Genomic DNA, 13,485 nt, shown 5'->3' with positions numbered 1-13,485 from the left:
AGTTTAAACATGTCCATTAATATAAACCTGTAAGAAAAATTCTAGGAGGAAAAATCTAATGGCAAATATTATTGAAGTAAAAAATTTCACAAAACAATTTGGAGAATTTAAAGCTGTAGACAATATATCTTTTGAGGTTGAAGAAGGAAGTATATTTGCATTCTTAGGACCAAACGGTGCTGGAAAAAGTACAACTATCAACACACTTTGTACCATAATAGATAAAACTGATGGTACATTAACCATAAATGGAAATGAGGTATCTAAGGAAAAAGGAAAGGTTAGACGTGATATTGGAATAGTATTTCAAGATTCAACTTTAGATAATAAACTAACTGTAGAAGAGAATTTAAAGTTTCATTGTGAATTTTACAATGTACCAAAGGACGACATTCAAAACAGAATAAGCTTTGTATTAAACTTAGTAGACCTTGAAGCTTGGAGAAAAGCTCCTATAAATAGCCTTTCTGGAGGTATGAAAAGAAGGGTAGAAATAGCAAGAGGCCTCGTTCATTACCCTAAAGTTTTATTTCTAGATGAACCTACTACAGGTCTTGACCCTCAAACAAGAGCAAACATCTGGGAATACATATACAAGCTTCAAAAACAAAAAAACATCACTATCTTCCTAACAACTCACTACATGGATGAAGCTGAAATATGTGACAAGGTGGCTATCATGGATCATGGTAAAATAGTTGCTTTTGATACACCTAATAATCTTAAAAAAGAACACACAGGACTTGTAACTAAAATAGGTGTATCAAAGGTATATGATTTTGTTGAGTATCTAAAAATGAACCATATAAAGTATAAACAGGAAGAAACCATGTTTACCCTATACTCAAATAACTTAAGGAAAATATTAGAACTAACATCTAACTTTAAAGATATAATCACAGATTTGGAAACTACTAAAGGTACACTTAACGATGTATTTTTAGCTATAACAGGAAAGGAGATAAGAGCATAATGCGTGGAATGACTGCTATTTTAAAAAGAAATCTAATAAACTTTACAAGGAACAAAACTCAACTTATATTCTCAATAGTTATGCCTTTATTTATGCTTTTTGTTTTCTCATTTGTTATGAAACCAACAACAGCTGATATCAGTCAGCCTATCAACTATTTGATATCAGGCATAATAATAATGTCAGTTTTTCAATCTTCTTTAAGTAACTCTACTAATATATTAGAAGATATATCAATGGGGTTCATGAAGGAAATCATAGTCTCACCTATAGAAAGATGGAAAATCTCTATTGGACAAGTACTATCATCAACTATCATAGCTGTTATTCAAGGTCTTTTGATTATCATAATTGCATTATTCATGGGCCTCACACTTGATGCACCTCAATTCATTCAAATGATAGCTGTGATGACCCTAGTAGGGATAACCTTCAGTTCCATGGGCTTATTCTTAGCTACCATTGCTAAGAAATCAACTACTTTCCAAGTTATGATTACTGCATTTACTTTACCATTAACCTTTTTATCAGGTGCCTATATACCAACAACCATTATGCCAAAAATCCTTAGACCTTTTGTATACATAAATCCATTAACCTACACAACATCTATATTCAGATATATAGCTTTAAAAATGAATGATCTATCAACAGCTGAACTTGTAAAAGAAGGAGTTTCTTTTGATATTCATGGTTTCATAGTTGGGCCCTTCACAGGAATATTAATCATAATCATCATGGGCCTTATCTTCTTCTCACTATGCGTATATAAATTCAATAAAGCAGACTTTTCAGATGTTAAGGTGTTTAACCCTGAAAGATAGTCATATATAAATATCAAAGACCCAAGTTCATGGAACTTGGGCCTATGTTTTTATGATGGGCCTCTTCATGGGCCTTTTATATTTTCTTATATTCTCACTATCTTAAACCACCAGTATATGAAACATTTAATGTTTCCTCTTAAAAAATAAATACATTAACCAAGCATCTCTTTAACTTCACTTTCTTTCTGAAATAATAGACATCCTCCATCATGTTCTCCCATAAGCATTCCTGTTTCATTAAGCTTTTTAAATAAAGGTGATTTTAATGCTGCTCTCAATGAATGATCCTTAAGGTTTATATCTGAATAAGGTGAAAATGGGCATGGTTCTGCTGAGCCATTAACATTTATATGAAAGAAACCTCTTCCAGCAGCTAAACATCCACCTGAATATTTCTCATCTCCTGGGAAGGATATAAATACTGTATCCTCATAACTTTCTCTTAGTTCCTGCTGTTTAATTTCTAATGTTTTACGTTCTAAATCAGTTGGAGCAAGATACTTGGTTTCCTCTATTACAGGAACATACTCAACAAAAACTACAGCTCTACAGCCTTTGTCATATAATTTTTGAAAAAATTTCTTACTAGTTACTGTATTTACATTCTCTGTAGTTACAGTAACAGAGGCTCCGTACAGAAGCCCAGCATCCTTTAAGGTATCCATTGCTTTCATTATAGTATTGTAAGTTCCAAACCCTCTTCTATTATCTGTCTGCTCCCTATCCCCTTCAATACTTATGATAGGTACAAGATTTCTATTTTTATCAAACAACTTTAAATTATCTTCTCTAAACAAAGTTCCATTTGTAAACACAGGGAAAATTATTTCCTTAATCTCAGCTGCCTTTTCTATAACATCTCTTCTCATTAAAGGCTCCCCACCAGCAAGTAATATAAATGAAACTCCCATTTCTTTTGCTTCTTTAAATAATTCTGCCCATCTTTCTGTACTCATTTGTTTATTTTCTAAGCCTTCACCACAAGATTTATTTTTTCTCGCATAACAACCCTTACAAAATAAATTACAGTTACTTGATATACTTGAAATTAAGAAAGCTGGTACATTTTCTCCTTTTTCTATAAAAGCTTCTCTTCTCTTTTTAGCCTCTTTACTTGCTAATGCATATTTAAGCACAAAAGCAGTTTCCTTTGGATTTTTAAGAGAGGCTTTAATTATCCCCTTAACTATGTTCTCTATACCATTACTAACATAATCAGATAAACTAAATTCACTACTCATTTTTATTCTCCCCTTATATAACCTTATTTAAGTTATTATAAATTAATTATACGACTTAAATATGACCTAGCTTCTTAAGTTTTTCTAAATCTTTTCATTTTAAAGCTATTTTAACATATAATTTTAACTATAATGATTTACCTTTTATAAAATTTATAATATACTATAAATATAAATATCATATCAATTGATATTCATTTTCATTATGTAAGATTGTAATTTGAGATTATATATATTATCACTTTAAAGGAGGACGATACATGAATAACGTTTTATTTGCTTTTGGACTAACACTTTTTGCTGGTTTATGTACCGGTATAGGAAGCGCCTTAGCTTTCTTTACTAAAAAGACAAATACAAAATTTTTATCTATAAGTCTTGGTTTTTCAGCTGGAGTTATGATTTATGTTTCTATGATTGAAATATTTTTTAAGGCCAAAGATGCTCTTGTAGCTGAACTAGGATTAAAGTCTGGTTCTTGGGCTACTGTTGGTGCATTTTTCGGGGGAATGTTTATAATAGCACTTATTGACAAGCTTATCCCAAGTGGAGAGAACCCTCATGAAGTTCATTCAGTTGAGGATATAAACGACAAAACCTCAGACCCCAAATTATTAAGAATGGGAATATTCACAGCTCTAGCTGTTGGTATTCATAACTTTCCAGAAGGGCTTGCAACCTTTATATCAGCTCTTCAACAGCCATCTATAGCTATACCAATAGCTGTAGCCATAGCAATTCATAATATTCCAGAAGGAATAGCTGTATCTGTTCCAGTATATTATGCAACAGGGGACAGAAAAAAAGCTTTCTTCTATTCATTCCTATCTGGACTTTCTGAACCTATAGGCGCATTGATTGGATATTTAGTATTAATGCCATTTATAAATGACTTTGTATTTGGAATAATTTTTGCAGGAGTTGCTGGAATAATGGTATTTATATCTTTAGATGAACTACTTCCTTCAGCACAAAAGTATGGTGAACATCATCTATCCATATACGGCTTAGTAGCTGGTATGGTAGTTATGGCAGTAAGTTTATTACTATTTATATAAGAAAAAGAACGTGTCCAGGTTTGAGTACACGTTCTTTCTTTTTATTTACTTAGATCAATCTCTATTTTATATCTATCATCAATTTCAGGTTCTGTAATCATAGGTATTGCAATCTTATATTTTTTATTTTTATCAACAGCTGGAAGCTTTATTGAAACAATTTTTTCTGCTTGATTCTCCATAACAGCTATATCCCCATCCTCTGCTCTTCTAGTATCTTTATAATCTTCATCTAGAATTATTGATTCATTGATATTTCTATAATTATAAGCCCCATTTCCTTCTAACTTAAAAGTTAGTTTTGTATACTCATCTGTAACTTCAATATTCTTTATTTTAACTGAATTATTATCACTAACCTTTATAGTTTGATTTACGAGACTTCCTATAGGTACAAACTCTCTATTTTTATCAATATTGTATACACTAATTACCTCATCTAGTGAATATCCTTTTCTCTTCTCATCTTTTGTTACAGGTCTACTTTTACTTATAATTTCCTGATGATCCTCACTTTTATTATTTGTGGTTTGTAATATTGTATATGAAGAATCATTAATCTCTTGTGGTTTAGTACCCCATACCTTAAATATTGGAACTACAGTTAAAGAATTAACATCTGACAGATCATCGAATATCTCTATCTTCCCTTCATATCTCTCAGTGCTAGACCATGTTCCTCCATTACTAATAGCAATTATTTTCTTATTTTCATCCATAACAATAAAGTTATAAATTCCATTTCTCTGACTAGCATTTTTACTATCATATTTTCCAGAATAATTTATGGTGTTTCCTAATGGACTTATGGTCATTTTATCAAGAGTTAATGTACTATTTGGTATTTTTATGTTTTTATCTAGGTTTATAACTTTAGAATTAGAAACATTATTCATTTTAGCCACATTAAATTTAAATTCCCAAAGACCAACTGTATTGCCAATTGAATGCATATTTAAATAAACATTAATATTATTATCTAAAGTGAGATCTGATACATTGGCTGTTATTACGCTCACAAGCTTTTTATCAGAGACTTTTTTATCACTATTTCTAAAATTTCCTACTTGCTTTCCATTAAGCACTATGTCAGGAGTCATATATCCTCGCTCTTCTTGAAGTCCGTCTCCTTCAATTGTTGATGTTATAACCAAGCTATTATCATCAATGGCTATCTCATCTATTGTAACCTTAATTCCATTATTTTCAACGGACTTATTAATTGATGTTGCAAATTTTTCATATGCCGATAGATTTCTTCCCATTCTATCATAATCTATAAGTTTAAATATTGACCCTACCCCTGGTATAGCTTGAACAATCTCAGGGTTATTAATTCCTACTATAACTACTAATGCTAAAGTTGCAGCTATTGCTCCTATCCTCTTATATATCTTCTTATGTTTTCTTCTTTTTTTCTCTTTTTTTCCTCTTTCAAATCCTTTTTTTACTGCTAAATCTATTCCTTCTGGTATCTTAATCATTTCTTTTATATTATTTAAATCATCCATTTTAAGCACCCTCCTTACTCATAAACACTCTTAATTTCTTAAGTGCGGCATTAAGATGTGTCTTTACAGTTCCTACTGGATATTCAAGGACTTCTGATATTTCTACTATAGTTAAATCCTGAAAATACTTTAGTATTATTACATTCTTATATTTATCTTCAAGCTTGTCTACATAGTTTATAATGTCTAATCGCTCTTCTAATTTTTGATTTTCATGATAATTTGCATCCTTTTTTACTACCTTTTCTATTTCAATAATTCTTTTCTCTTTTTTTATTACATCTAAAGCATTGTTTATCAAAATTCTTGTTATCCAAGTTTTAAAATACTTGGGCTCCTTCAATTTTTCTATAGATATATACGCTTTATAAATAGTTTCTTGAAGAACATCTAATGCATCCTCTTCATTTTTCACGTAACTATAGGCCGTCCTATAAAGATTCTCTTTAAAAGTATTTATTAAATACTCAAAGGATTCTTCATCTCCCTTAATTGCTCGTTTAACTCTATCATCTAAATTCATTATTATGCTCCTTAAACTCAAAACTCCTTCTACCTTTATATCGTAGCTACAACTATTAGACAAGTAATTTTTCAAAAAGGTTTTATTTATTTTAATCAAATTTCCATTTTAATCTCCATTATAAAAAAAGCAGCAAAATCACTCTAGATTTTACTGCCTTCTTATATACTTTCAAATTAATGTATGAAATTCATATCCTTCTCTTTTTAACTTATTTATGATTTCTGGTAGTGCCTCTGCTGTAGCTTCTTTTCCATATGTATCGTGCATTAAAACAACTAGATTACCATTTCTAGCAACCTTTGTTTTTGTTTCATTAAAAACATCTATGAGTCCGTCTTTACTTTTCGGTTTTCCTTCTGCATCTCCCACTATACAATTCCAATCAATGTAGGAATAACCTTTTTGAGCTAGAATTTTTTCCATCTCAGATAGCCCCTTCCATGAGTAGCTTCCTCCTGGAAAACGAATTACTCTCGTTCTATATTTTTCTCCTAATTCCCCTGCAATTAGATTATTAGTTTTTTCTATTTCATCTATAAATGTATTGATATCAATTTTACCACCAGGATATAGTTTTTTATAGTTATGAGAATATGTATGAGCACCTATTGCATTCCCTTCTATTACTATCCTTTTTAATATGTCTTTTGACTTATCTGATTTATTTAACTCATTTCCAACTATAAAAAAAGTACCATTAACTTTATTTTCCTGAAGTATGTCTAAAATTTTAGGAGTTACAGTTACTGATGGGCCATCATCAAAGGTAAGATATGCAACCTTTTTTTCCAAACTTTTAAAGTTTCCAGACTTTAGCATGTTCATTACAGCCATGCTATCTGATAATATACCCATATCTTGATATGCCGATTCTATACTTTCACTAATACCATCGGTGTACAATTCTTTAGAAAAATTAGTTATGATCTTTTCTTTAAGGTTAGTATAATTATAAATAAAAAATGCTACAGCTAAAATAATTATTCCATAAATCAATCCCTTAACTACAATTCTATTCTTTTTCTTTTGTCTAAATATATTTTCCATTTCCCCCTCCTTGTCTTTTATTTTCTTTTCATTATTTATTATGCTTTAAAAACCTATCATTATTTAGGTTTATTTATATTCCCTCAATTTTACAGAAAAAAGACAATCACTTTTTAAAATGATTGTCTTTTTCGATATTATTAAATTAAGAAGCTTGTCTAACTGCCTTAAGTTTCTCAATATTTTTTCTACCCTTTTGTGGTGTTTTTATTAAAGCAATTATAACTATTGATACTATACACATAATACCTACAACTATGAATGTTGCTTTAAATCCTCCCAATGCTGAGGCTATAACCGATCCTGATATTGCTCCTATTCCAAAACCTTGATATATTATTCCATAGTTCTTAGTTTGATTATCAAGGCCAAAGAATTCTCCTACTATTGGCGGGAACACTGTTATATTTCCACCAAAACAGAAAGCAATTCCTGCAACACAAGCAAAGAATATTCCAAAGTTTAATGGCACTAAACTTAAAACTAATACCGAAATTGCTGTTACTGTAAAAGTGAAGAATATTACCTTTAAGCCCCCAATTTTATCTGATAATGTTCCTAATATTATTCTTCCAGCCGTATTAAATATTGCAACCATTGCTACTGCATTTGCTGCTGTAGATGCTGATAGTCCTACCATGTCAACTCCTATATCTTTTGCAATTCCTATTAGATATAGCCCACTCATACAAGCTGTAAAAAACATTATAAATAATAAATAAGCTTCTTTAGTTCTAAGCATTTCTTTAACTGAAAAATTTCTTTCAGCTAAGTTATCACCAGTAGTTATTTTAGCTGGAGCATCTTTTAATAATTGTGCCCCCGTAACTATTAATACCATAGCAATTATCCCCCAAATTAGGAAAGTGCTAAGAGCTCCCTTTGAGTTTATGATGCTTCCATTTATATATTTAAATACTAAACTTCCTGTTCCATAGGCTCCAACAGAAAAGCCAGATATAAGTCCTTTTTTATTTGGAAACCACTTTATACAGTTAGATAGTGTAGTTATGTAAGCAGCTCCATCGGCAAATCCCACTATAATTCCTGCTGTAATATATAGCATTGAAATAGAGTTTATTCTAGATGTTAAAATAAGTCCTGTTCCTAATAGTATTCCACATATAGTTACTAATTTTTTTATTCCTAATTTCTCTTGAAGTTTACCTGCAAATAATGTTGCAAAAGCTAATGAGAAACTTGTAATTGAAAATGTCATAGACACCTTACTTAGTTCCCATCCAAACATATTAACAAGAGGCTGATTAAATAGGCTCCAAGTGTATATTGTTCCTAATCCCAACTGGGCAATTACAGTTCCTAATATTATTAGCCAAGATTTTTCCTTCCTCATTTTTAAGCATCCCCTTAATTCATTTTTATATCTCTTTTCACTTCAAATTATAGTTGAATTATTTTCTAATCTTACAAAAACGGAATGAGATGCATCAAAAACTACATTAAGTGCACTTATACCTTAATTTTGTGCATAACAAAAAAGTGGCTATCACCACTTCGCTATATAACCCAAAAAGGAAAGTCCTTTCGAACTTTCCTTAAAATAAGCATTTCTGTATTGTCTTGAGTTACTGTCATATTTCTTTAGATCATGATGAACTACGCGCAATACAGGCAGCCAAATCACTATTACTTCTTTCTAGATTCTATATGATATATAGAATTGCTAGCCACTTCTTATATTAATATATACAATTAAATCGAATTTTGTTACAATTTATATCCCCATTATCTCTTTAAATTCTTTTATATGACTTCTACTTACAGGTATTTCTTCTTCTATATCTTTTAATTTTAAGTTATAGGTATTATTAAACCAAGGTATTATTTCTTTTATCTTATTTAAGTTTACTATATATGATCTATGGCATTTAAAAAACTTATTTTTGGGTAAACCATTGTAGAATTCAGATATACTAGTATTAACTGAGTACTCTTCTTTTTTTGTATATACAAAGGTCACTCTTTCTTTTGCAACACAGTAATATATATCATCTAAATCGACCACTATTATCTTTTCATTTTTCCATAAGTTTATTTTATCTATTATACTGGTTGTTTTGTTGCTCTCTTTAGGTACACTATAACCTTCTTCTAATTTTCTTAGCATAGATATTATTCTACTTTCTGAATAAGGCTTTAATATATAGTCAAAGGCCTCAACTTCAAAAGCTTCTACTGCATGTTCCTTATATGCTGTTATAAATACTATCGCAGGCTTTTTCGAGAATTTACTCATATTTTGTGCAAGTAATACTCCATCTAAAGAAGGTATGTTTATGTCTAAAAATATTACATCTACTTCATTTTGCTGAATGAATTTAAGTACCTCTATTCCATCTTCAAGCTCATCTACCACTTCTATATTACTGTAATTTTTGATAAAGTATTTAAGCTCCTCTCTTGCCAAAAACTCATCCTCTACTATTATAGCTCTCATAGCCTTCCCCCTTGATGTAAAACTCTATTTTTGTACCTTTTTCTAATCTATTTATGATAAGTCCTTCTCCATAAATAAGTTTAAGTCTTAAATGAACATTATATAATCCTATCTTATTTTCTGGAACATTATCATTATAAACTTTATCTATTATATCCTCCTCTATCCCTAATCCACTGTCCTCAATAGATATTTTCACCTTGTTATCTTTATAGTTTTTTACACTAATTATAACTGTACCCTTTCCTCTATTTTTTAAAATACCATGAACTATAGCATTCTCTACTAATGGTTGTATTGATAGACTTGGGATTTTTATATTAACATCATCAATATCATAGACAATGTTTAATTTATCTCCAAACCTAGCTTTTTCTATTTCAATATAGTCTTTAACTTGGCTTAACTCTTTATTTATATCTATAAACTCATCTTTAAGTTCTAGGTTAAATCTTAGATAGTTCGATAGATTTATTATAAGTTCTCTAGCTTTATCTGGATTTATCCTAATAGATGAAGCTACAGCATTTAAGGCGTTAAATAAAAAGTGAGGATTTATCTGAGTTTGAAGTGCCTTTATTTCTGCCTTATTAGCCATTTCCTTAACCTGTTCTATTTTAGAAACTTCCATTAATGTAGATATTATCTGCGAAAGTCCTATTGCAAGAGTTTGAAGCGTATAAGTTATTTTATGATTCTTTGTATAATATATTTTTAAAGTTCCTATAACTTCATTTTTTTCTTCTAGTGGAATTACAATTGCAGACTTTAATATTCCGCTTTTATCTTGAAAATCGCTGTTTTTTATTATTATCTTTCCGCTTTTTATAGCTTCTCTAGTTGTATCTGTAATTATCTCATGCCCTATATTATAGAACTCTTCTCCAACACCAACATAAGCTAAAATATTATTTTTGTCAGTTATCCCTACAGCATCTGCATGTATATCCTCTTTTATTATTGTGCATATTTTACTCAAGGACTCGCTGTTTATATTTCTAAAGTAAGGTAAGGTTTTGTTAGCAATCTCCAAAGCAAGTTTAGCTTGTTTTGCTGCTATTTTCTCTTTGTCATCCTCTACGCTTTGTACCATGAGCACTATAAATCCCACACTTATCTGCCCAAAAATCATAGGGATTGCAATTTTTGATACTATATCAAGCCCTAAGGAAAATGGTTTGCTAAATACAAGTATCAGAAGCATGGTTATTGTTTCACTTAACATTCCTGCTCCTATACCAAACATCCACCTGTAATTTCTTTTAATCTTTTTATTTATATAGCCAGAAACTATACCCGCAACTATACTGCTTATAAGACATGGAAGTGAAGTTATTCCATGTATATCTATTAAGAACCTATGAACTCCAGACACTACCCCTGTTACTATTCCTATAACTGGACCAAAAATTATTCCTCCTGAAACTATGGTTATAGTTCTTACATTTACCAAGGAACCCTCAACATTTAGACCTGTATAATTTGCTAAAACAGCAAATAAGCTAAAAAGCGTACCTATAATAATGTAGTCTTTTTTCTCATAACTTTCTTTCAAGAAAATCTCTCTAAAACTTTGCAGTCTAGTTACTGCAAATATGCACACAAGTAAAAGTGCTGCTCTATCTACAAATTGAATTATTAAGTCATATATATAATACATATCCACTCATCTCCTATTAATTATCTTACATTATACTACAAGTTAGAGTAGACATTTCAATATGCTGAATTTTCAAAATAAAAAGCCTTAGTTTCCTAAGACTTTTAAAATGATACTATATCTTATCCTCTGCAATTGAATCTTCATGCTTACTAATCCATTCATAAGCATCTCTCTTTCCTGCGGTCAGTAGTAGATATAAAGCTTCTATAACAACCATAGCTGATACTCTAGAAAAGCTGAATTCGTCTAAAAACAATTTTTCTCTTGTGGCCGTGTTTATATGATATGTACTTTTATTAGCTAGCGGAGATTTTTCGTGATTAGTTATACTGATTGTTGTAGCTCCCTTTTCATTTGCAATATCCAATAAAGTTACAAGTTTTTTTGATGATCCAGAATTTGATATTGCAATTACTACATCGTTTTCTGTTAATGTGTAGGTGTAGGCAAGTTGAGTTTCCCATATGGTATTTACAACTGAAGATATTCCTAATTGATTAAATTTATAGGCTCCATCCATAGCTACAGGTATGGTATTTCCTACAGCAGTAAATTGAACTATTCTAGCATTTTTAATTATTTCTAAAATCTCTTTTATTATATCTCCATCCATCATTGATATGGTCTGTTTCAATTCTTCAATTTTATTTGCTAATATATTTTGAAGGGATTGCTCTATATTATTTGTATCTAAGTCATTAGATATATTAGTTTCCTCTAAACTTACCATTTCCTTTGCAATACTTATTTTAATATCGTGAAAACCTCTAAAATCACATTTTTTACAGAATCTTATTATAGTGGCTTCACTGACATTGCTTTTATTTGCTAACTCTGAAACGGTCATTTCAATAACCTTTTCGCTATTATTTATAACATAATCTGCAATCTTCTTTTCTGCTTCAAATAAATTTCCATAAACTGATAATATTTTATCTAAAACACTTTTATCTATATTTTTCAAGCCCTTATACTCCTTTACTTAATTTAATTGTAATAACTCATTATATATAAACTCATAATATTATAGTTATAAATTTCAGTCAATATAGTAATGCAAAAATAAAATTTTATTTTTCGCATATATAATTCTATAAATTTTAATTTTGTATGTTATAATTATATAAAATGTTATTTTTGAGGAGGTTTAATTGATGAGAAAATTTAATTGGGCTATTTTAGGCACGGGCGTTATAGCTAGAGAAATGGCAGCAGCTTTAAACGAAGTAAATGGTGAAATATATGCTGTATCAAATAGAAATATTGAGAAGGCTCAAGCATTTGCTAAAGAATTCAACATCTCTAAATTCTATACAGACAGTAATGAAATGATCAATGACCCTAATGTTGATATTCTATACATTGCTACACCTCATAATCTTCACTACGAATACTTATTAAAAGCTTTAAAGAGCGGGAAACATGTACTTTGTGAAAAAGCTATAACTGTAAATGCAAAACAATTAGATGAGGTAATTTCTATTGCTAAAGAAAAGAATCTAGTAGTGGCTGAAGCAATGACCCTATTCCATATGCCTTTATATAAGAAGTTAAAGGAAATTATTGATTCTGGGGCTATAGGTAAAGTAAAAATGGTTCAAGTCAATTTTGGCAGTTGCAAGGAATACGATGTTACTAATCGTTTCTTCAGTAAAGAATTAGCTGGTGGAGCTTTACTAGATATAGGTGTTTATGCTGTTTCTTTTGCAAGATATTTCTTAGAAAAGAAACCAAATGTAATTTTGACTACGGTTAAATATTTTGAAACAGGGGTAGATGAACAATCAGGAATTATTTTGAAAAATGATTGTGATCAAATGGCAGTAATATCTTTAACTATGAGGGCTAAACAACCTAAGCGTGGTGTTGTCGCAGGAGATCTTGGATATATAGAGGTAAATAATTATCCTCGTGGAGACAAAGCTACCATAACTTACACTGAAGATGGAAGAACAGAAGAAATTACTTTAGGAGAAACTTCAAAAGCTCTTAATTATGAAATTATTGATATGCAGGAATATATTGAAAATAAGACTGAAGAAGATCAACTTCAATTATCTTCTGATGTAACTCATATCTTAAATGATATAAGAAATCAATGGGGACTAGTTTATCCCTTCGAATAAACTCTAAAGTTTACATTTAATAAAATGATTATTATAATAATCATTTTAACTTTTT

At 30.1% G+C, this 13,485-nt stretch carries 12 protein-coding genes; 4 read left to right on the top strand and 8 right to left on the bottom strand.

The features are described from left to right. Positions 1-58 precede the first annotated feature (58 nt). Both L1S49_RS12750 and L1S49_RS12745 read left to right on the top strand, forming a co-directional pair. Positions 59-973, top strand: a complete 915-nt coding sequence (locus tag L1S49_RS12750; protein ID WP_238905054.1) for an ATP-binding cassette domain-containing protein — start codon at positions 59-61, stop codon at positions 971-973. After that, complete coding sequence (locus L1S49_RS12745) at positions 973-1,797, top strand: ABC transporter permease (protein WP_238905051.1); 825 nt, start codon at positions 973-975, stop codon at positions 1,795-1,797. Before L1S49_RS12750 ends, L1S49_RS12745 begins: the two co-directional genes overlap by 1 nt. 155 nt (positions 1,798-1,952) lie before the next feature. On the opposite strand, the gene L1S49_RS12740 is transcribed toward L1S49_RS12745, so the two are convergent. Next, positions 1,953-3,041: a radical SAM protein gene (locus L1S49_RS12740; protein ID WP_238905049.1), complete on the bottom strand. Its 1,089-nt coding sequence runs from the start codon at positions 3,039-3,041 to the stop codon at positions 1,953-1,955. 260 nt (positions 3,042-3,301) lie between these two features. On the opposite strand from L1S49_RS12740, the gene zupT reads away from it, so the two are divergent. After that, a complete protein-coding gene (zupT, locus tag L1S49_RS12735; RefSeq protein ID WP_021802700.1) occupies positions 3,302-4,099 on the top strand; it encodes a zinc transporter ZupT in 798 nt (265 codons plus the stop codon). Positions 4,100-4,140: 41 nt separating this feature from the next. On the opposite strand, the gene L1S49_RS12730 is transcribed toward zupT, so the two are convergent. The 7 genes from L1S49_RS12730 to L1S49_RS12700 form a co-directional block, all read right to left on the bottom strand. Then, on the bottom strand, positions 4,141-5,610 hold the full coding sequence (locus L1S49_RS12730) for a DUF4179 domain-containing protein (RefSeq protein ID WP_238905047.1): 1,470 nt from the start codon (positions 5,608-5,610) through the stop codon (positions 4,141-4,143). A 1-nt stretch (position 5,611) separates the two neighbouring features. Beyond that, the gene (locus L1S49_RS12725) at positions 5,612-6,133 is read right to left on the bottom strand and encodes a sigma-70 family RNA polymerase sigma factor (RefSeq protein ID WP_238905046.1); all 522 of its coding nucleotides are present in this window, start codon (positions 6,131-6,133) and stop codon (positions 5,612-5,614) included. Between the two features lie 171 nt (positions 6,134-6,304). Beyond that, positions 6,305-7,183, bottom strand: coding sequence for a polysaccharide deacetylase family protein (locus L1S49_RS12720; RefSeq protein WP_238905045.1), 879 nt, complete (start codon positions 7,181-7,183; stop codon positions 6,305-6,307). 145 nt (positions 7,184-7,328) lie between these two features. Further along, positions 7,329-8,537, bottom strand: a complete 1,209-nt coding sequence (locus L1S49_RS12715; RefSeq protein WP_238905044.1) for an OFA family MFS transporter — start codon at positions 8,535-8,537, stop codon at positions 7,329-7,331. 381 nt (positions 8,538-8,918) lie between these two features. Continuing rightward, positions 8,919-9,641, bottom strand: a complete 723-nt coding sequence (locus L1S49_RS12710) for a LytTR family DNA-binding domain-containing protein (protein ID WP_238905043.1) — start codon at positions 9,639-9,641, stop codon at positions 8,919-8,921. Next, on the bottom strand, positions 9,616-11,301 hold the full coding sequence (locus L1S49_RS12705; RefSeq protein ID WP_238905041.1) for a sensor histidine kinase: 1,686 nt from the start codon (positions 11,299-11,301) through the stop codon (positions 9,616-9,618). Before L1S49_RS12705 ends, L1S49_RS12710 begins: the two co-directional genes overlap by 26 nt. A 115-nt stretch (positions 11,302-11,416) precedes the next feature. Beyond that, positions 11,417-12,268: a MurR/RpiR family transcriptional regulator gene (locus tag L1S49_RS12700; RefSeq protein ID WP_238905039.1), complete on the bottom strand. Its 852-nt coding sequence runs from the start codon at positions 12,266-12,268 to the stop codon at positions 11,417-11,419. A 190-nt stretch (positions 12,269-12,458) separates the two neighbouring features. On the opposite strand from L1S49_RS12700, the gene L1S49_RS12695 reads away from it, so the two are divergent. Beyond that, positions 12,459-13,430: a Gfo/Idh/MocA family oxidoreductase gene (locus L1S49_RS12695; RefSeq protein WP_238905037.1), complete on the top strand. Its 972-nt coding sequence runs from the start codon at positions 12,459-12,461 to the stop codon at positions 13,428-13,430. Positions 13,431-13,485: the final 55 nt, after the last annotated feature.

Source organism: Clostridium sp. YIM B02506 (assembly GCF_022324845.1).
In the GTDB taxonomy this organism is placed as follows: Bacteria; Bacillota; Clostridia; order Clostridiales; family Clostridiaceae; genus Clostridium_T; species Clostridium_T intestinale.
Note: the sequence above shows the minus strand (reverse complement) of the source record. Positions and strands in the feature narration are given on the sequence as shown.